The 19,126-nt window shown below is 71.3% G+C and carries 20 protein-coding genes; 13 read left to right on the forward strand and 7 right to left on the reverse strand.

Annotated features, from left to right (window positions below; translation table 11 throughout):
- Positions 1 to 4 precede the first annotated feature (4 nt).
- Together IFU19_RS01545 and IFU19_RS01550 are read left to right on the forward strand one after the other, a co-directional pair.
- Positions 5 to 640, forward strand: coding sequence for an iron dependent repressor, metal binding and dimerization domain protein (locus IFU19_RS01545; protein WP_192012731.1), 636 nt, complete (start codon positions 5 to 7; stop codon positions 638 to 640).
- Between the two features lie 68 nt (positions 641 to 708).
- Positions 709 to 1,140, forward strand: coding sequence for a hypothetical protein (locus IFU19_RS01550; RefSeq protein WP_192012732.1), 432 nt, complete (start codon positions 709 to 711; stop codon positions 1,138 to 1,140).
- A 9-nt stretch (positions 1,141 to 1,149) separates the two neighbouring features.
- Here the strand turns inward: IFU19_RS01550 and IFU19_RS01555 are convergent, their stop codons facing one another.
- Positions 1,150 to 3,585 carry an HAD-IC family P-type ATPase gene (locus IFU19_RS01555; RefSeq protein WP_192012733.1) on the reverse strand — a complete coding sequence of 812 codons (2,436 nt, stop codon included), beginning with the start codon at positions 3,583 to 3,585 and terminating at the stop codon, positions 1,150 to 1,152.
- Between the two features lie 42 nt (positions 3,586 to 3,627).
- Entirely contained in the window at positions 3,628 to 4,575 is a 948-nt protein-coding gene (locus IFU19_RS01560; RefSeq protein WP_055832730.1) for an SDR family NAD(P)-dependent oxidoreductase, read from the reverse strand.
- 192 nt (positions 4,576 to 4,767) lie between these two features.
- Between IFU19_RS01560 and IFU19_RS01565 the strand changes: the two genes are divergently transcribed.
- From IFU19_RS01565 to IFU19_RS01575, 3 genes are all read left to right on the forward strand, one after another.
- Positions 4,768 to 4,938 (forward strand): CsbD family protein, encoded by a 171-nt coding sequence (locus tag IFU19_RS01565; RefSeq protein WP_055832729.1) that lies wholly within the window; start codon positions 4,768 to 4,770, stop codon positions 4,936 to 4,938.
- Between the two features lie 92 nt (positions 4,939 to 5,030).
- Positions 5,031 to 5,861 (forward strand): HAD-IIA family hydrolase, encoded by an 831-nt coding sequence (locus IFU19_RS01570; protein ID WP_191916117.1) that lies wholly within the window; start codon positions 5,031 to 5,033, stop codon positions 5,859 to 5,861.
- Between the two features lie 25 nt (positions 5,862 to 5,886).
- Positions 5,887 to 6,036 (forward strand): hypothetical protein, encoded by a 150-nt coding sequence (locus tag IFU19_RS01575; RefSeq protein WP_156458661.1) that lies wholly within the window; start codon positions 5,887 to 5,889, stop codon positions 6,034 to 6,036.
- A 153-nt stretch (positions 6,037 to 6,189) separates the two neighbouring features.
- On the opposite strand, the gene pyrE is transcribed toward IFU19_RS01575, so the two are convergent.
- The gene (pyrE, locus tag IFU19_RS01580; protein WP_055832727.1) at positions 6,190 to 6,768 is read right to left on the reverse strand and encodes an orotate phosphoribosyltransferase; all 579 of its coding nucleotides are present in this window, start codon (positions 6,766 to 6,768) and stop codon (positions 6,190 to 6,192) included.
- Between the two features lie 117 nt (positions 6,769 to 6,885).
- On the opposite strand from pyrE, the gene IFU19_RS01585 reads away from it, so the two are divergent.
- Together IFU19_RS01585 and IFU19_RS01590 are read left to right on the forward strand one after the other, a co-directional pair.
- Positions 6,886 to 7,731, forward strand: a complete 846-nt coding sequence (locus IFU19_RS01585; RefSeq protein WP_055934866.1) for an exodeoxyribonuclease III — start codon at positions 6,886 to 6,888, stop codon at positions 7,729 to 7,731.
- A gap of 252 nt (positions 7,732 to 7,983) precedes the next feature.
- Positions 7,984 to 8,409 carry a YciI family protein gene (locus IFU19_RS01590; RefSeq protein WP_191925329.1) on the forward strand — a complete coding sequence of 142 codons (426 nt, stop codon included), beginning with the start codon at positions 7,984 to 7,986 and terminating at the stop codon, positions 8,407 to 8,409.
- A 172-nt stretch (positions 8,410 to 8,581) separates the two neighbouring features.
- Here the strand turns inward: IFU19_RS01590 and IFU19_RS01595 are convergent, their stop codons facing one another.
- Complete coding sequence (locus IFU19_RS01595) at positions 8,582 to 9,154, reverse strand: NAD(P)H-dependent oxidoreductase (protein WP_192012734.1); 573 nt, start codon at positions 9,152 to 9,154, stop codon at positions 8,582 to 8,584.
- 143 nt (positions 9,155 to 9,297) lie between these two features.
- Between IFU19_RS01595 and IFU19_RS01600 the strand changes: the two genes are divergently transcribed.
- The 4 genes from IFU19_RS01600 to IFU19_RS01615 all read left to right on the forward strand — a co-directional run bounded on the left by IFU19_RS01600 (position 9,298) and on the right by IFU19_RS01615 (position 13,332).
- A complete protein-coding gene (locus IFU19_RS01600) occupies positions 9,298 to 10,557 on the forward strand; it encodes a sensor histidine kinase (RefSeq protein WP_192012735.1) in 1,260 nt (419 codons plus the stop codon).
- Complete coding sequence (locus IFU19_RS01605; RefSeq protein ID WP_192012736.1) at positions 10,550 to 11,221, forward strand: response regulator; 672 nt, start codon at positions 10,550 to 10,552, stop codon at positions 11,219 to 11,221. Before IFU19_RS01600 ends, IFU19_RS01605 begins: the two co-directional genes overlap by 8 nt.
- A gap of 111 nt (positions 11,222 to 11,332) precedes the next feature.
- The gene (locus IFU19_RS01610; protein ID WP_192012737.1) at positions 11,333 to 12,217 is read left to right on the forward strand and encodes an ATP-binding cassette domain-containing protein; all 885 of its coding nucleotides are present in this window, start codon (positions 11,333 to 11,335) and stop codon (positions 12,215 to 12,217) included.
- Positions 12,214 to 13,332, forward strand: a complete 1,119-nt coding sequence (locus IFU19_RS01615) for an ABC transporter permease (protein ID WP_055832721.1) — start codon at positions 12,214 to 12,216, stop codon at positions 13,330 to 13,332. Before IFU19_RS01610 ends, IFU19_RS01615 begins: the two co-directional genes overlap by 4 nt.
- Before the next feature lie 87 nt (positions 13,333 to 13,419).
- On the opposite strand, the gene IFU19_RS01620 is transcribed toward IFU19_RS01615, so the two are convergent.
- From IFU19_RS01620 to IFU19_RS01630, 3 genes are all read right to left on the reverse strand, one after another.
- Positions 13,420 to 13,800, reverse strand: coding sequence for a VOC family protein (locus IFU19_RS01620; protein WP_192012738.1), 381 nt, complete (start codon positions 13,798 to 13,800; stop codon positions 13,420 to 13,422).
- 16 nt (positions 13,801 to 13,816) lie between these two features.
- Positions 13,817 to 14,524: a hypothetical protein gene (locus IFU19_RS01625; RefSeq protein ID WP_192012739.1), complete on the reverse strand. Its 708-nt coding sequence runs from the start codon at positions 14,522 to 14,524 to the stop codon at positions 13,817 to 13,819.
- Between the two features lie 119 nt (positions 14,525 to 14,643).
- Positions 14,644 to 16,425: a glycoside hydrolase family 15 protein gene (locus tag IFU19_RS01630; protein ID WP_192012740.1), complete on the reverse strand. Its 1,782-nt coding sequence runs from the start codon at positions 16,423 to 16,425 to the stop codon at positions 14,644 to 14,646.
- Positions 16,426 to 16,538: 113 nt separating this feature from the next.
- Here IFU19_RS01630 and IFU19_RS01635 point away from each other — a divergent pair, with 113 nt between their 5' ends.
- Together IFU19_RS01635 and IFU19_RS01640 are read left to right on the forward strand one after the other, a co-directional pair.
- Positions 16,539 to 17,900 (forward strand): glucose-6-phosphate dehydrogenase, encoded by a 1,362-nt coding sequence (locus tag IFU19_RS01635; RefSeq protein ID WP_192012741.1) that lies wholly within the window; start codon positions 16,539 to 16,541, stop codon positions 17,898 to 17,900.
- Between the two features lie 387 nt (positions 17,901 to 18,287).
- Complete coding sequence (locus IFU19_RS01640; RefSeq protein WP_192012742.1) at positions 18,288 to 18,872, forward strand: nitroreductase family protein; 585 nt, start codon at positions 18,288 to 18,290, stop codon at positions 18,870 to 18,872.
- Positions 18,873 to 19,126: the final 254 nt, after the last annotated feature.

Here is a 19,126-nt window from a genome sequence, read left to right on the forward strand (position 1 = left end):
CGACGTGGAATCGCCCGTGTCCGACGACTATCTCAAGGCGATCTACCACCACACCGAGTGGCAGGACTCCCCGATCACGCCCTCGCAGCTCGCCGCCGTGCTGGGCCTGGCCCCGTCGAGCGTGACCGAGATGGTGAAGAAGCTCGCCGCCCAGGGCCTCGTGACGCACCGGCCGTACGGTCCCGTCTCGCTCACCACGGCGGGCGACCGCCGCGCCGCCGGGGTGATCCGACGCCACCGCCTGATCGAGACCTGGCTCGTGCGCGAGTTCGACTACGCCTGGGACGAAGTGCACGACGAGGCCGAGGTGCTCGAGCACGCGCTCAGCGACCGACTGCTGGAGGGCATCGACGCCCGGCTCGGGCGACCGCGCTTCGACCCGCACGGCGATGCGATCCCGGATGCCGACGGCACGGTGCACCGCGAAGCCTTCGTGCTGCTCGCCCAGGCGCCGACGGGCCACACCGGGCGCGTGCTGCGGGTGAGCGACCGTGACCCCGAGCTGCTGCGGGCGCTGGTGGAGCGCGGCATCGACGTGGGGCACGAGATCGAGGTCGTCTCCGACGCCGTGGTGCGCGCGGACGGCGTCGACGTGACGCTTCCCGACGACGCGGGCACCTCGGTCTGGCTGACGCGCTGAGGATCGCCCCCGCTGTCGCTACGCTGACCCCACCGGCACCCTGCCCCGCCGTCGATCGTGAGGCCCCCATGACCACTCCCGCCACGGCGCGCCGCCCCGTCGCCGTCACGGTCGCGATCGTGCTGGTCTATCTGGGCGGGCTGCTCAACACGGCGCTCGGCATCCTCGTGCTGCTCACCCGCTACGAGGTGACCGACGACCTCGTGCTCCCCGTCTCGCTCGTGGGTGCCGCGACCATCCTGCTGGGCCTGCTCACCGTCGCCGGCGGCTCGGCGCTCGCGCGCGGCAGTCGCCTCGCCCGCACCCTGCTCACCACCTACCTGACGGTCCTGGTCGTCCTGCAGGCCGCGGCGCTGGCGTTGACCGAGCTCGACCCGACGATCATCGTGGCGCTGATCGCGGCGCTCACGGTCATCGCGGCGATGTGGATCCCCCCGCACGCCCGACGCTACTTCGCGCGCACGGGCGCCGAGTCTGCGGCCTCGACGCCGATGATCTGACCCGTCGCGTCAGCGTCGAGGCCCCTCGGCATCGGCCCGCAGCAGACGCCGCACGAACCGGCGATGGGCGACGCGCACCGCCTCGATCGCGGCGATCGCGACCACGACGATCATCGTGATCAGCACCGCTCCGTCTTCGCCCGGGTCGCGCAGCTGGAAGAAGTCGCCCAGCGCCGGCACCGTGAAGATCGCCGTGAGGGCGATGAACATGGCCCCGATGACGAGCACCTTCACCCGCGTGACCGGCCGCGAGAGCACCGTCAGCACCCAGATCGCGACGATGGCGAGGATGATCGTCGCCCCGGTGCGCAGCTGCTCGACGCTCAGCCCCATGCCCAGCGCGAACCGCGTGTACACGGTGAGCGCGATGGCGATGACGATCCCGGCCGGGATCGCGAAGCTCAGCGACCTCTTCAAGAAGCCCGGCACGTAGCGCTGGGTGTTCGGGAGCAGGGCGAGGAAGAACGCCGGGATGCCGATCGTGAGGCCATCGGTGATCGACAACTGCCGCGGGAGGAAGGGGAACTCCATCACCAGCGCCCCGAACAGCACGGCGAGACCCGTCGCGTAGACGGTCTTGGTGAGGAAGAGCATCGACACGCGCTCGATGTTCGCGATCACCTGACGACCCTCGGCGACCACCGACGGCAGGTGCGAGAACCGACCGTCGAGCAGCACGAGACGCGCCACCGCCTTGGTCGCCGCCGCGCCCGAGTTCATCGCGATGCCGATGTCGGCCGTCTTGATCGCGAGTGCGTCGTTGACCCCGTCGCCCGTCATCGCCACGACGTGCCCGCGCGCCTGGAGGGCGGTGACCATGCGCCTCTTCTGGTCGGGGGTGACCCGGCCGAACACCGTGTGCTGCTCGAGGATCTCGCCGAGCTCGACGTCGTCGTCGGGGAGGCGCCGGGCGTCGTAGCCCTCGTCGACCTCGAGCCCCACCTCGCGCGCGATCGCGGCCACGGTGCGGGGATTGTCGCCCGAGATCACGCGCACGCCCACGCCCTGGTCGCGGAAGTAGGCCAGCGCCTCGGCGGCGTCGGGGCGCACCGCCTCGACGAAGGTGAGCACGGCGACGGCCACGGGCGAGTCGGGAAAACGTTCGGCTTCGACATCGGCGTCGTCGAGCGGTGCGTCGGTGTGGGCGAGAACGAGCGTGCGGCGCCCCGACGACGCCAAGCGGGTCACGGCCGCACCCAGCTCGGTGCCGGCGTCGCCCGCGACGTCGCCGAAGACCATCTCGGGCGCACCGAGCACCCACGTGCCGGACGGGCCTGCGGCGAACGACACCGCGCTCCATTTGCGTGCCGACGAGAACGGGATGCGCCGGGAGGCGTCGAGCGGGGCCTCGACCGGGAACGGCTCGCGCAGGCACTGCGCCGTGGCGTTGGCGTCGGGCGCCGCGCCGTACCACCCCAGGGTCTGCTGCCACCCCGCCCGTTCGGCCAGCGGCAGCGCGGCGTCGAACCGGATCTCGCCCGCGGTGAGCGTGCCCGTCTTGTCGAGGCAGATGACATCGACGCGCGCGAGGCCCTCGACCGCCGGCAGCTCGTTGACGAGCACCTTCTGCCCCGCCAACCGGGCCGCCCCGACGGCGAACGCGATCGAGGTCATCAGCACGAGCCCCAGCGGGATCATCGCGGTGAGCGAGGCGATCGTGTTCACGACGGCCTGCGACCAGGTGCCCTGCTGCCACGCCTGCACCCACCCGCCGGCGACCATCATCTGGGCGTTCAGCACCAGCAGTCCGATGGGACCGACGCCCCAGCCGACCCACCGCAGCACGCGGTCGATCGAGGTGCGCAGTTCGCTCGAGACGAGCTGGAAGCGTTTCGCCTCGGTGGCGAAGGCGTTCGCGTACGACTCGGCGCCGACGCGCACGACGCGGGCCGTGCCCTCGCCCGCCACGACGATCGATCCCGACAGCGCCTCGTCACCGGGCCTCTTGTCGACGGCATCCGATTCGCCGGTCAGCATCGACTCGTCGATCTGCAGCGCCCCCGAGTCGACGACGACGGCGTCGGCCGACACCTGGTCGCCGGCGCGCAGCACCAGCAGATCGTCGCGCACGACCTCGGACGGGGCGATCTCGACGTCGACCCCGTCGCGGCGCACCCGGGCGCGCGGTGCGTTGAGCAGCGCGAGCCGGTCGAGCGCCGCCTTCGCGCGGAACTCCTGCACGCATCCGATCACGGCGTTCGACAACGCGGCCACGCCGAACAGGGCGTCCTGCCACCGGCCGAGCAGCAGCAGAACGAGGAAGCACGCGCCGACGATCCCGTTGAAGAGCGTGAAGACGTTCGACCGCACGATGTTCCACGCGCTGCGGCTGCTGTCGGCGGTGAACGCGTTGGTCTGCCCCGAGGCGACCCGTTCGCCCACCTCGGCCGCGCTCAAGCCGCGGGCGTCGTCGAACTCGATGCTGTCGGCGATCGCCTGGTCCATGCGATCACTGTAGGGCCCGCCGGCGACATCGACGGGGGCGGATCACGACGCCGCGCGCCGCGCGCGGTCGAACGGCCAGCGCACGTGCGTCGCCGTCTCGCACGCGCGCCACAGCTCGGCGCCGAGTTCGCTCCCGCGGATGCGGCGCGCGGGCGTGGCCGGGCGCGGGGCGCCCCGCGCGACGAGTGCCGGCCCGTACATCGCCCCGCCCTCGGCGTGCGGGTCGACGAGCGCCCGCACCAGCGCCCAGGCGCCGTGCTCCTTGGACTGGGTGATGGGCGCCTGCAGGTTGTCGAGGAAGCGCTCGAGCCGCGTCGGCTCGTTCACGCCCCGGATGCCGCGGGTGCGCCCGCTCGTGGAGTAACCGGGGTGCGCGACGAGACTCTCGACGGGCACGTCGTGGGCCCGCAGCCGCCGGTCGGCCTCGAGCGCCAGGGCGGTCGTCGCCGCCTTCGACTGCACGTACGCGCGCCACGGGGTGTAGCCCTCGGTGAGCTCGGGGTCGGTGGGAACGTGCCGCCACAGCGAGGTCGACATGCTCCCCACCCAGACCATGCGGCCCCGCGCGGTGGCGAGGGGCTTGAGCAACTCGCCCGCCAGGGCGAAGTGCCCCAGCACGTTGGTAGCGAACACCAGCTCGTGCCCGCCGGCCATCTCGCGGGTTTTGGGCGGATGCACCACGCCGGCGTTCAGCAGCAGACCGTCGAGCCGGCCGCGTGCGCGGGCGGTGGCGGCCGCCGCCCGCACCGACCCCATGTTGCTGGTGTCGAGCAGCAGCGTCTCGATGTCGGCATCCGGATCACCGCGCGTGACGGCGGCCTTCGCCGCGGCGAGGGCGTTGGGGTTGCGTCCGGTCAGCACCACGTGGGCTCCGGCGGCGGCGAGCTGCACGCACGAGAAGAAGCCGAGGCCGCGGGTGGCTCCCGTGACCAGGTAGGAGCGCCCCGTGAGGTCGGGGAGGTTCTCGGGGTCCCATTCGGTGCGCGCCACCCTTCGACCCTAACCAGATCGCGCGCCGCCGTCACGGGTGCATTCCGTGCGAGGAATATCGGCACGCGGGAAAATTTTCCGAACATCGCGTGACGAATCGTCCCGTCGTCTCGTCTCATCCCCGAGCGCACCCGCTCCGTCGCGACGAACACCCGCCGCCGACGCCGTCACGACAGGTAAAGGAGTCAGGCCATGGGTCTCGACGACAAGATCAAGAACGCCGCTCAGGACATCGTCGGCAAGGCGAAGGAAGCCATCGGCAACGCGACCGACAACGACAAGCTGGCCGCCGAGGGCAAGGCCGACCAGGTGAAGGCGGATGCCAAGAAGGCCGGCGAGAACGTCAAGGACACCTTCAAGTAATCCGCCACCGCGGACGGGCGGGCATCGGCTTCGGCCGTGCCCGCCCGCGCTCGTTCCGGCGGCGTGTCGGAGGCCGGGGCTAGGCTGGCCGCATGCGGACCCGAGGCGACATCGAGTGCTGGCTCACCGACATGGACGGCGTTCTCGTCCACGAGAACACCCCCATCGCGGGAGCGTCCGAGTTGCTCGCGCAGTGGCGCTCCGAGGGCACTCCGTTCCTCGTGCTGACCAACAACTCGATCTTCACCCCGCGTGACCTCAGCGCGCGGCTGCGGGCCTCCGGCCTGGTCGTGCCCGAGGCGTCGATCTGGACGTCGGCGCTCGCGACGGCCGACTTCCTCAAGTCGCAGATGCCCGGTGGATCCGCCTTCGTCATCGGCGAAGCGGGTCTGACGACGGCCCTGCACGAAGCCGGGTTCATCATGACCGAGACCGCTCCCGACTACGTCGTGGTCGGTGAGACGCGCAACTACTCGTTCGAGGCCATCACCAAGGCCATCCGTTTCATCCGCGGCGGAGCCCGCTTCATCGCGACGAACCCCGACGCCACGGGCCCGTCGACCGAGGGCGTCCTGCCCGCCACGGGGGCCATCGCCGCCCTCATCACCAAGGCGACCGGCAAAGAGCCCTACATCGTGGGCAAGCCGAACCCGATGATGTTCCGCTCGGCGCTCAACCGGATCGGCGCGCACAGCGAGAACACCGGCATGATCGGCGACCGCATGGACACCGACATCGTCGCCGGCATCGAGGCGGGCCTGCACACCGTGCTCGTGCTCACCGGCATCAGCGACCAGCGCGAGATCGAGCGCTACCCCTTCCGCCCCGACGAGATCCTCGGCTCCGTCGCCGAACTCGTGCGCCAGGAGCCCCTCGAGACCGACCTCGCCGACGGCGAAGAGGGCCTCGAAGCGGGTCTCTGAGCCGCCCCACCGAGAGGACGACCGCATGGACGACCGCACGCTCTGGCTGATCGTCGCCTTCTTCATCACGCTGGGAACGCTCGTCGCGTTTGTGGTGCAGTGGAGACGGTCGCGCCGCGGCGGCGGGGGCCGCGATCCGTTCGATGGGCCGGGGCCGGGAGACGACTCGCCCTGAGGGCGGGATCGAGGCGGCGCGCCGGGTGCCCGGCATCCGTGGGTCGGACCGCGTCAGGAGACAGGCGGCGCCACCGACTCACGCCTCGGCGGCGTGTTCGCGTCGTGGGCCCCGTTCTCGTGACGGGCGCGGACGGGCGGCGCGGCGATCCGACTACTGCGGCGCGAGCCCCAGGTCGTCGAGGTCGACCGAGGCGAGCCACTGCAGGCCCTCGGCCTCGATCGCGGCCTGTGCGCCGGTCTTGCGATCGACGATCACGGCGACGGCCACGACCTCCGCACCCTCGCGGCGCAGCGCCTCGACGGCCTTGAGCGCCGACTGACCGGTGGTGGAGGTGTCTTCGACGACGACGACGCGCTTGCCGACGATGTCGGCCCCCTCGATCTGACGACCGCGGCCGTGGTCCTTCGCCTCTTTACGCACGACGAACGCGTCGAGCGGACGGCCGGCGTGCACCGACTCGTGCATGACGGCGTTGGCGATGGGGTCGGCGCCGAGCGTGAGCCCGCCGACGGCGACGACGCCGTCGAGGTCTTTGACGAGGTCGAGCACGAGACGCCCGATCGCGGGGGCGGCACGGTGGTCGAGGGTGAGCTTTCGCATGTCGACGTAGTACGTCGCCTTCTTGCCGCTCGAGAGGGTGAAGTCGCCGTGGAACACCGCCTCGTCGGAGATGAGGCGGATGAGCGCCTGACGGTCGGCTTCGAGCTCGGGAGTGGAGGCGGTGGTCACGGCGTCGAGTCTAGAGGGGCGGGCACACGGCGGGCGGGCACGGGGACGTCGCGGGGTGACCGTGTGGCACCTGTCGCACGCTCATCGATGTCGGTGCACGAAAGTAGGCTGGATGCCATGCGCCTGGCCACCTGGAACGTCAACTCCATCCGCGCCCGCGTCACCCGCACCGTCGAGTTCTGCGTGCGCGAGCACATCGACGTGCTGGCGATGCAGGAGATCAAGTGCAAGACCGAGCAGTTCCCCTACGCCGCGTTCGAAGAGGCGGGGTATCACGTCGCCGCGCACGGCCTGAATCAGTGGAACGGCGTCGCGATCGCCAGCCGCGAGCCCCTCGAGGACGTCGAGATCGGATTCCCCGGCATGCCCGGTTTCGAGAAGGGCAAAGAGGGCCCCGATCTTCCCCAGGAAGCCCGGGCCATCGGTGCGACCGTGGGCGGCGTGCGCGTCTGGAGCCTGTACGTGCCCAACGGGCGCGGGCTCGACGACCCGCACTTCACGTACAAGCTCGACTGGCTCGACAAGCTCCGTCAGTACACCGCCGACACCCTCGCGGGCGACCCCGACCTGCCCCTCGCGCTGACGGGCGACTTCAACATCGCGCCCACCGATGCCGACAACGGCGACCCGACGATCGTGCAGGGCGCGAGCACGCACGTCTCTCCCGCGGAGCGGGCGGCGTTCTCCGCCTTCGAGACGGCCGGACTCACCGACGTCGTGCGGCCCCTCCTTCCCACCGGTTACACGTATTGGGACTACAAGCAGCTGCGCTTCCCCCGCAACGAGGGGCTCCGCATCGATTTCATCCTCGGCTCGCGCGCCTTCGCCGACGCCGTGCAGGGCGCCGAGATCCACCGCAACGAACGCAAGGGCGAGGTTCCGAGCGATCACGTTCCCGTGGTGGCCGACCTCGACCTCTCGGGCGCCGACGATGACGACGACCTGCCGATGATCTTCGGCTGAGCGCCGGCTCAGCGGGCACCCGACCGCTCGGGCGGCGGCGCGGCATCGAACGCGCGCACCGGAATCTTCTCCGTGCCGCCGCGGGCCCTGATTCCGGGGCACTTCCGCGATTCCGCGCCGCACCACGTCCGCGGCATCCGGAAATTCTCTCGGCCCCTGACGATTCCGCCCGGCACCGTTCGACGCGATAGTAGGGGAAGGCATTCGCTCCCCTCAGATCGCTCGCGAGAGCACCCACGAGAAGAGTCCACGATGAAGTTCATGCTGATCATGCGCGGCACCGACGAGGCGTACGCGGCGTACAAAGAGATCCCCTTCGAGCAGGTCATCAACGAGATGGGCGCGTACAACGAGTCCATGATCACCGCGGGCGTGCTCGTCGCCGGCGACGGTCTGGCCGAGGACATGAGCGCCAACTTCGTCGTCGAGTTCGGAGGCGAGGAGCCGGTCGTCACCGACGGCCCGTACGGCGAGACGCACGAGCTGTTCAACGGCTTCTGGATCATCGAGGTGTCGACGCGCGACGAGGCCGTCGAGTGGGCCCGGCGCGCACCGCTCATCGCCGGCAACAAGCTCGAGGTGCGTCGCGTGACCGACGAGACCGACTTCGCGGCGTTCGCCGACAACGAGTACATCCAGAAAGAGGAGGGCTGGCGCGAGGAGCAGTCCTCGCGCTGACCACCGCGGTGAACACCGACGTCTCGCGTCGCGTCGTTCGGGGCGCCTTCTGTGCATCGGGGCGTGCATCGTCCGCCCCCGTGCACAGAACGCGCCCCACACCCCTGACCGCCCCGCGCCGGAACGACGGCGGGGCCGGAGCGAACCCCGACCCCGCCGTGATGCCCGATCGTCAGGCCGCGGGGACCTCGGCGGGCGCGGTGCGCTCGATGAGCGTCACGAGCGCCTCGATGATCGATCGGAGGAACGCGGCCGTGCCCTCGTCGGTCACGGTGCCGTCTTCCTCGAAGAGGCCGGGGGTCGACTGGATGTAGCCCTCGGGCTGGCCCAGGACGAGGGCGTTGTAGTGCAGGAGCACGGAGCGCAGGTGCTGCTGGCCCGCGGCGGTTGCGACGCCGCCCTGCGAGGTGCCGATGACGGCGGTCGGCTTGTCGTTGAACGACGCCTCGCCGTAGGGGCGGGCCGACCAGTCGAGGGCGTTCTTGAGCACGCCGGGGATGGAGCGGCTGTACTCGGGGGTGACGATGAACATGCCGTCTGCGTCTTCGATGGACTTCTTGAACTCCGTCGCCACCTCGGGGAAGTTGCCGTCGTAGTCGGGCGAGTAGAAGGGGAGGTCCTTGATCGGGATCTCCTTCAGGGTCACGCCCGCGGGGGCGACCTTCTCGAGCGCCTTCGCGAGACGGCGGTTGATCGAGGTGCTGGAGATGCTTCCGACGATGTAGCCGATCGTGTACTCGGTCACGGTGATCCTCTCTGGGATGACGGGGGCGCCGAACGCCCAGGTTCATTCACGTGCAAGCATCGTGAACGCCCCGGTATTCCCCGGGTCGCGTGCTCCGTCGCGCGGGGGATGCGTGTGCCGCGGCTCACCCCTACCGTGGAGGGATGCCCCGGCTCACCCGCACCCAGCAGCGCAACGACATCGTGCTCGCGGTCGTGCTGCTGCTCGGCGGGCTGCTCAGCGCGGTGCTGTCGTCGGTCTCGGGCATCTACGGCGACCAGCAGGGCTCGCTCGCTATCGCCCTCGGGTACGTCGCCGTGCTCGCGATCCCGCTCGCGTTCCGCCGGCGCTGGCCGTCGGTGGCGGCGGTCGTCGTCTCGGTCGCGTACTTCTTCGCCGTGACGTTCCGCATTCCCGAGCTGTACGCCGGCAACATCGCGATGTTCATCGCGCTGTACACCGTGGGCGCCTGGGAGCCCCACCGTCGCCGCGCCACGATCGTGCGGGTCGCGATCATCGTCGGCATGTTCGCGTGGCTGTTCGTGGTCATGTTCCAAGACGCCACGCAGCCCGTCGATCCGACCGTCGAGGGCGCGTTCTCGCGCGCCGGAGCCTTCTCGCCCTTCGTGGCCTACCAGCTGCTGATGATCGGCGTGAACGCCCTGTACTTCGGCGGCGCCTACTACTTCGGCAACCGCACGTTCCAGCAGATGCGCCAGCGGGCCGCACTCGAGGAGCGTACGGCCGAGCTCGAGGCCGAACGCGAGGTCACGGCGGCGCAGGCCGTCGCCCTCGACCGCGTGCGCATCGCGCGCGAACTGCACGACGTCGTCGCGCACCACGTGTCGCTCATGGGGGTGCAGGCGGGCGTCGCCCGGTCACTGCTCGCGCGAGACCCCGACAAGACGCGCGAGGTACTGTCGGGCATCGAGGTGTCGGCGCGCACGTCGCTGCACGAGCTGCGTCAGCTGCTCGAGACCCTCCGCACCCCCGGCAGCGAGGCGGCCCCCGACACCGCGCCGACCACGCACGGATTGACGTCGATCTCGGCGCTGGTCGACGAGGCCTCCGCCGCCGGACTGCCCACCACCCTCACGATCATCGGGAAGCCCACGCGCGATCCGGCGCCTCTGGTGCAGGTCAACCTGTACCGCATCGCCCAGGAGGCCCTCACGAACGCACGTCGGCACGCCGGCCCCCGTGCCACCGCCGACGTGCGCCTGCGATTCGATCCGGATGCCATCGAGCTCGAGGTCGCGAACACGGGGCGCGCCGGGTCGGCGGCGTCGGGGCTCGGCCAGCTCGGCATGCGCGAGCGCGCGGCCGTCTCGGGCGGAACGATCGACATCGGCCCGCGCTCGCGCGGCGGGTACCTCGTGCGGGTGCGCGTCCCGGTCGTGGACGCCGAGGTGGCGCATGTCTGAGCTGAGGGTGCTGCTGGTCGACGACCACGCGATGATGCGCGCGGGCTTCCGCACCATCCTGTCGCTCGAAGACGACATCACCGTCGTCGGCGAGGCGGCGTCGGGGGTCGAGGCCCTCGCCGCGGCGCGCGCGCTGCGTCCCGACGTGATCTGCATGGACGTGCAGATGCCCGACATGGACGGTCTCGACGCCACGCGCCGACTCACCGCCGACCCCGACTCCGACGCCGCGATCCTCATCGTGACGACCTTCGACCGCGACGACTACCTCTTCGCCGCCCTCGCCGCCGGCGCCAGCGGGTTCCTGTTGAAGAACGCCGGTCCCGAGGAGCTCGTCACGGCCGTGCGGATCGTGGGTGCCGGCGACGCCCTGCTCGCCCCCGAGGTCACCCGTCGGGTCATCGAACGCTTCGCCACCGGTGCGCCCGAGCCGGCGGCATCCCCTCTTCCGGTCCCCCCGCCCGCTCTCGCCGAGTCCCTCACGGAGCGGGAGTCGGAGGTGCTGCGGCTGGTCGCCGAGGCCCTGAGCAACGCCGAGATCGCCGCCCGCCTGTTCATCGGCGAAGCGACGGTGAAGACGCACGTGTCGAACGTGCTGCAGAAGCTCGGCGCGCGCGACCGCGTGCAGGCCGTGGTGCTGGCGCATCGGCACGGCCTGGCCTGAGCCGCCCCCACCGGTCCCCCGCGAGGGGGAGCCGCCCGACCCTCCCCAGGGCGGAGGCGCCGGACACCCGCCCTCCGTAGCGTGGGACGCACCGAGAAGAAGGGACGCACCGTGCTCGAGCTGGACGGCATCACCAAGAGGTACGGCGACCGCCGTGTGCTCGACGACGTGAGCTTCGGGGTCTCCCCCGGGCGACTCACGGGTTTCGTCGGCGGCAACGGCGCCGGCAAGACGACCACCATGCGCATCGCCCTGGGCGTGCTGGCGAAGGACGGCGGCACGGTGGCGCTGAACGGCGCGCCCCTCACCACCGCCGACCGGCGCCGCTTCGGGTACATGCCCGAGGAGCGCGGGCTCTACCCGAAGATGAAGGTCGCCGAGCACATCGCGTACCTCGCTCGCCTGCACGGCTTCGGCAAGGCCGAGGCGAACGAGAAGGCCACCGCCCTGCTCGAGCGGCTCGGACTCGGCGAGCGCCTCGGCGATCTCGTCGAGACCCTGTCGCTCGGCAACCAGCAGCGCGCGCAGATCGCCGCCTCGCTCGTGCACGAGCCCGACGTGCTCATCCTCGACGAGCCGTTCTCGGGCCTCGACCCGCTGGCGGTCGACGTGGTCGCCGGCGTGCTGCAGGAGAAGGCGGCGGCGGGCGCCGCGGTGCTCTTCTCATCGCACCAGCTCGACGTCGTCGAGCGCCTCTGCGACGACCTCGTCATCATCGCCGGCGGCACGATCCGCGCGGCGGGCACGCGCGACGAACTGCGCGCCCAGCACGCCACCCACCGGTACGAGCTGGTGTCGCGCGGCGACGCCGGCTGGCTGCGCGACGAGCCCGGCATCACGGTGCTCGATTTCGACGGCGGCTACGCCCTGTTCGACGCCGACGACGACAGCGCCGCTCAACGCGTGCTGCGGGGCGCGGTGTCGCGGGGCGACGTCGTCAGCTTCGCGCCCCAGCGTCCCACCCTCGCCGAGATCTTCAAGGAGGTCATCCAGTGAGCACCCCGTCGCCCACTCCCCGCCACGCTCCCAGCGAGCTGCAGAGCGTCTGGCTCGTCGCCGAGCGCGAGATCGGGTCGAAGCTGCGCAGCAAGTCCTTCGTCATCTCGACCGCCATCCTCGTCGTCGCGGCCCTCGCCTCGGTGATCTGGGGCGGGTTCGCCGCCGGCAACGCCAGCGGCAGCGGCATCCCCGTCGCCGTCACCTCCCAGACGCAGAGCGCCGTGTCGAGCCTCGACGGGCTCGAGGTCACCGTCGCCGCCGACGACGGTGCCGCGACCGCCCTCGTCGAGGACGGGACGGTGGATGCCGCCCTGGTCTCGGGCTCGTCGGATGCCGCGTTCGACTACACCGTCGTGGTGAAGGACAGCGTGCCCTCGACGCTGCTGCAGATGCTGAGCGAGACCCCGCCCGTGCAGGAGCTCGAACCGGGTGCGGGAGCGGCGAGCGCGTTGCGTTACCTCATCGCCCTCGGCTTCGGTCTGGTGTTCCTCATCGCCGCCTCGACCTTCGGCGGCACGATCGCTCAGAGCGTGGTGGAAGAGAAGCAGACGCGCGTGGTCGAGATCCTCATCTCGGCGATCCCCGTGCGCACCCTGCTCGCCGGCAAGGTGCTGGGCAACACGGTGCTCGCGATGGCGCAGATCGTGCTGCTGGCGGCCGTGGCCGTCATCGGTCTCGCCGTCACGGATCAGGCCGGGGTGCTGAGCGCCCTCGGGGCACCGATCGCCTGGTTCGCGATCTTCTTCCTCTTCGGGTTCGTGCTGCTGGCGGCGCTGTTCGCCGCGGCGGCCGCGATGGTCTCGCGCCAGGAGGACATCGGCGCCACGACCACCCCCATCACCATGCTGATCATGGCACCGTACTTCCTCGTGATCTTCTTCAACGACAACCCCGTCGTGCTGACGGTCATGTCGTACGTGCCGTTCTCGGCACCGGTGGGGATGCCGCTGCGCATGTACCTCGGCGACGCGCAGTGGTGGGAGCCCGTGCTCTCGCTGCTCATCCTGCTCGTCTCGTGCATCGCGGCCATCGGCGTCGGCTCGCGCATCTACCGCAACTCGCTGCTGCGCATGGGCGCACGCGTCAAGCTGGCGGAGGCGCTGAAGGGCTGATCGCGCGGCTCACGTCGGAGGGGGATGGATGCCAGGGGCTCGGCATCCATCCCCCTCTTCGCGCCGCATCACCCGGTCTCGGCGCCGTCACTCCTCGAGCACGGCGAGCACGTTGCCCGCCGGGTCGCGGAACCAGGCGATGAGCGGGCCGCCCGCGCGCATGATGCCGCGCTCATCGGTGGGGATATCGGCGTCGGGGTAGATCTTGGTGTCGACGCCGCGGGAACGCAGGTCGTCGACGGCGGCCTCGACGTCGGCGACGGGGAAGTTCAGCACCGTGAACGTGGCGGGCTCGTGATGCGGTTTGCCGTAGACGAGCACGCTCCCGCCCGATCCGAGCTGGAGCGAGAGGAAGCCCGTGTCCTCGAATACCTCCACCGTCAGGCCGAGGGTGTCGGCGTAGAACCGGTGGGCCGCGTCGAGGTCGTCGACAGCGAAACCCGAGAAGGCACCGGCGGGATCGAACATGATCGTGCTCCTTCGTTCAGCGCGCCACGAAGGCCGTGACGCTGTCGGACAGGCGGATCGGGATGCCGTCGATCACCGACCGCACCGGCTCCCCGATCGCGACGGTGAGTTTCTCGTCGACGCCGAAGACCGCGGCCCCCGTCTGCGCGCCGCTCGCGCACCCCGCCGACCACGGACTGTTGTCCGTCGAGGTGAAGGTCGCGATGCAGCGCCCGTCGCCGTCGTCGGGTTGCGCGAGGTAGATGCGAAAGTCGCTCACCGTCGCGATGTAGCGCGTGCTGGCGGGGTCGATGCCGCTGTCGCGCAGGATGTCGGCCGAGATCACGTCTTCGACCGTCTGCGGGAACGTCAGCTCGGGCAGGCTCGCCGCCGCGGGGTCCGGGGTCGCGGCGGTCGAGGGCACGGCCGACAGCCCCGCGCCGATCGCGGCGCCGACGCCGAGCAGGGCGAGGGCGCCGACCGCGGCGAGCGCCCACCGCAGGGCGGGGCGCGGTGAGCGGGCATCGGCGTCCGCGGGCTCGGCGCCCTCGGGCGCGGCATCCGGGGTCGGGTCGTCCGACGCGTCGGGGGCACGCCGGGGCGCACGCTCGGGCTCGCCGCTCCCGGTGCGGCGTACCCGCTCTTCGAGCTCACCGAGACGCTCGATCATGGCCGGCGTCGCGGCGGCGCCGTCGGCGCCGTAGACCCGCTCGCGCAGGTGCCGCAGCTCGACGTCGTCGTCCATGCGTTGACTCTAGAGCCGCGCCGGGGCGGCGGGGGCGGGAAGCCGGGTCGAGACCATCGGGGCCTCCGCGACGTCAGGCGCGCGCCGTGCAGGTCGAGCGACCCGACGCCGCGACGAGATCAGGCGCCGGGGCGCGGCGCCGTCGCATCCAGCGCATCGGCCGCCCCCACCAGCGCGAGGTGCGACAGCGCCTGCGGGGTGTTACCGACCTGGTGACCGGTGGTGGGGTCGTACTCCTCCGACAACAGGCCGAGGTCGTTCGCGACGGCGGTGAGCCGGTGCATCAGCGTCACGGCCTCGTCGCGGCGACCGCTGTGCGCGTACTGCCCGACCAGCCAGAAGGAACAGGCGAGGAACGGATGCTCGTCCCCGGTGAGGCCGTCGACACCCGTCGTGCGGTAGCGCAGCAGCCACCCATCGGGCATGAGCGTCTCTTCCATGCGGGCGACGGTGGCGAGCATGCGGGGGTCGTCGTACGCGCAGAACCCGACCTGGGGCAGCACCAGCAGCGAGGCATCGACCTCGTCGGTGCCGAAGTGCTGCGTGAACCATCCGCCCTCGTGCACCCCGTGCGCGTCGATGTCGGCGCGGACCCGATCGCGCAGGGTGCGCCAGGTGTCGACGTCGCCGTCGCGCCCGCCCTCTTCGACGGCGCGGATGCCGCGATCGAACGCCGCCCACACCATCGCCCGCGAGTGGGTGAAGAAGTGCGGCTCGCCGCGCATCTCCCAGATGCCCAGGTCGGGCCGGTCGACCTCGCTCGCGAGCTGGTCGAGCAACGCCCGCTGCAGCGACCACGAGAACGTCGTCTCTTCGACGCCGGCGTTCCGCGCCGCCTCGAGCGCCACCATGACCTCACCGATCACGTCGGCCTGGTACTGGTCGACGGCGCCGTTGCCGATGCGCACGGGGGCGGCTCCCCCGTACCCGGGGAGGCTGGTGATCTCGCGCTCCGGCAGGTCGCGCTCGCCCGCGATGCCGTACATGATCTGCACGTCGGCGGGGTCCCCGGCGATCGCCCTCAGCAACCAGGTGCGCCAGCGCTGTGCGGCGTCGAGGTAGCCGTGGTCGATGTACGCGCTCAGTGTGAGGGCCGCGTCGCGCAGCCAGACGTAGCGGTAGTCCCAGTTGCGCGAGCCTCCGAACGCCTCGGGCAGCGAAGTCGTGGCCGCGGCGACGATGCCGCCCGTCTCGGAGTGCGTGAGCGCGCGCAGCACCATGAGGGAACGGGTGACGAGGGCGGCGTGCGTGCCGGCGGACTGCACGCGGTCGGCCCACGACGACCACCACTCGCGCGTGCGCTCCAGCGCCGCCGACACGTCGAACGACACCGGCGGGTCCTGCCACGACGGCCCCCACGACAGGACCGAGTCGACGCGGTGGCCCGGGCGCGTCGTCCACCGGCCGCGGTGGGCGGTGCCGACGGCGATGAGACGGGGGCCCCGCAGGGTCACGGCGTCGGGGCCGGCGACGGCGAGGATCGCGTGCTCGTCGGCGTGGCCGATCTGCCGCACCCAGGGCACGGCGCGGGCGTAGTCGAAGCGCAGACGCACCTCGCTGACGAAGTCGACCTGGCCCGAGACCCCGACCACGCGGCGGATGACGGCCTCCACCCCCTCGTCGACGGGCATGGCGTCGTACACCTCGGCGACGCCGGTCTCGGTCTCCCAGCGGGTGACGAGCACGAACGTGTCGCCGTCGTACCGACGCGTCGCGCGCGCCTCGGGGTCGGCCGGGCGCAACGACCACGCGCCGTGCGACTCGTCGCCGAGCAGCGCGCTGAACATCGAGCCGCTGTCGTACCGCGGCAGGCAGAGCCAGTCGATGCTCCCTCGCGAGGAGACGAGGGCGGCGGACCGGCAGTTGCTGAGGACGGCGTAGTCCTCGATCGGAGTGGTCACCCTCGGATCATGGCAGCAAACACCCGCATCGCACCTCCGGGTTCGATGAGTGGCATCCCTGGGTCATCCGCAAGGGCGGGGCGAGGTCGGAAGGTGTCGCTACGCTGAGCGGCATGGCGGCGGACACCACCCTGATCATCCTGGGCGCTTCAGGCGACCTCACTTCTCGACTGCTCCTCCCGGCCCTGGGCCAACTGCTCGTGCGCGAGCCCGGGCGGTCGGTGCGCCTGCACGGCGCGGGCATGGAGGACTGGACCGACGAGCACTGGCGCGAGGTGGTGCACCGGGCGTTCCAGACGATGGACGCCGAGGCCGCCTTCGACTCGGTCTCGGCCACGACCTACTCCCGAGCCGACATCACGAAGGCCGCCGACCTGCAGCAGCTGCTCGACGACGCCGAGGGGCGTCCGGCGCTGTACTTCGCCGTCCCGCCGGCCGTGGCTGAGAAGTCGTGCCTCGCGCTGAGTGACGTGACCATTCCCGAGGGAACGATCCTCGCGCTCGAGAAGCCGTTCGGCACCGACGAGGCCAGCGCGCACACGCTCAACCAACAGCTGGCGACGCTCGTTCCCGAGGACCAGGTCTTCCGCATCGATCACTTCCTCGGGCGTTCCACGGTGCTCAACCTGCTCGGCGCGCGCTTCGCCAACCGCATCATCGAGAGCGTGTGGTCGGCCGACGACATCGCGTCGATCACCGTCGACTTCCCCGAGAAGCTCGGCCTCGAGGGCCGCGCGGGGTATTACGACTCCGCCGGCGCGCTCGTCGACATGATCCAGAGCCACCTGCTGCAGGTCATGGCCTTCGTCACGATGGAGCCGCCCTCCACCCTCGACCAGCTCGACCTGCGCGATGCCACCTCGGCGGTGCTGCGGGCGACCCACGTGCTCGACGACGACCCGGTGAAGAACTCCCGGCGCGCGCGGTACACGGCGGGCGACGTCGGCGACCGCCACTTCCCCTCGTACGTCGACGAGCCGGGCGTCGATGCGTCGCGCGGCACCGAGACACTGGCCGAGATGACCGTCGAGGTGCGCACCGCCCGCTGGCAGGGGGTGCCGATCACACTGCGGTCGGGCAAGGCGCTGGATGCCGGAGACCCGGCCGCGACCGTCACCTTCAAGCCCGTGCGGCACCTTCCGGGCGGCTTCGTCGGCGAGAGCGATCCGTCGGTGCTCGTCTTCTCACTCGGCCCCGACACCATGAGCCTCGGGCTCAACGTCAACGGCGCCGACGATCCCCTCGAACTCGAGCGGGTGACGCTGGCCGCCGACCTCGGCGTCGGCGGACTGAAGGCGTACGGCGAAGTGCTCTCGGGCATCCTCGACGGCGACGCCATGCTCGCGGTGCGCGCCGACGCGGCCGAGCAGTGCTGGCGCATCGTGCAGCCCGTCATCGACGCGTGGCGCCAGAACCGGGTGCCGCTCGACGAGTACCCGGCCGGTTCCACGGGCCCCGAGTCCTGGAAGCTGTGACGCCGAGGGGCTGAGGTCCCGTCGGGGCACCTCGCCGCGGCGCCGCCGCGTGCACAACGGCGGGGGCCGGGCAGACGCGCCGGGGTACCGGCATCCCGAACCGGCGTGTTGCGGCCTGGCCCCGCCGTTGTGCACGGGTTGCCGAGGGGTCGACGTTATGCACGGCCGCCTGCGCCGCCGCGTGCACAACGGCGGGGGCCGGGGCAAACGCGCCGGGGTACCGGCATCCCGAACCGGCGTGTTGCGGCCTGGCCCCGCCGTTGTGCACGGCTACCGGGACCGAGGCTGGACGACCCATACCGTCACGAGGGAACACGAAAGAGGCCGGGTGTGTTCAATGGTGGAGGTCAATGGCGACCGGATCTGTCCCCGTTCTCAGGAGTAGCCATGTCCCTCACCCTCGACCGCACCGCGCCCACCGACGCGCCGATCCTCGGCGTGCTCGCCGAGCGTTGGAGCACCCGCGTCTTCGACCCCGAGACGCCGATCGACGAGACCGCGCTGCGCTCCGCCCTCGAGGCCGCCCGCTGGGCACCCTCGGGCATGAACCACCAGCCCTGGCGCCTGATCCTCGCCCGTCGCGGTTCGGCGGCGCACGAGAAGATCGTGTCGGCCCTCATGGGCTTCAACCAGGCCTGGGCCCCCGCCGCCGGCGCCCTGCTCGTCGTGCTCGCCGAGCACGAGACCGCCGAGAGTGACGCGCGCCCGTGGGCGCTCTACGACGCCGGCCAGGCCGCCGCGCACTTCACCGTGCAGGCACACGCCGAGGGTCTCGCGACGCACCAGATGGGCGGCTTCGTGGCCGACGACCTGCGTGCCGCCTTCGACATCGAGGCGCGCTTCACCCCCGTCACCGTCATCGCGGTCGGCGCTCTCGGCGACATCGACGCCGCCGAAGAGGGCCTGCGCCAGCGCGAGCTCGCCCCCCGCGAGCGCCGCTCCGTGGCGGACTCGCTGCTCGTCGACGACTGAGCGGCCCGCCCGCGGCGAACGCCCGCCGCACCGGGACCCCGCTGAGGGTCGTCCCGGTGCGGCGGGCGTTCCTCATGGCGTCGGCGCTCGGCCGATGCGCTCTGCCGACGCCCTCATGTGCATAAACGCTCATCCTGCGCAGAAACGCTCAGCCAGCGCGTTTATGCGCACGAACAGCGTTTATGGGCGAGGGGCCGGGACGCGGAGACCGGCACCGCGCGATGCGCGGCCGACCGCACACGAGAGGGGGATGC

The sequence above is a fragment of the Microbacterium sp. CFBP 8794 genome (genome assembly GCF_014841235.1).
GTDB lineage: Bacteria > Actinomycetota > Actinomycetes > Actinomycetales > Microbacteriaceae > Microbacterium.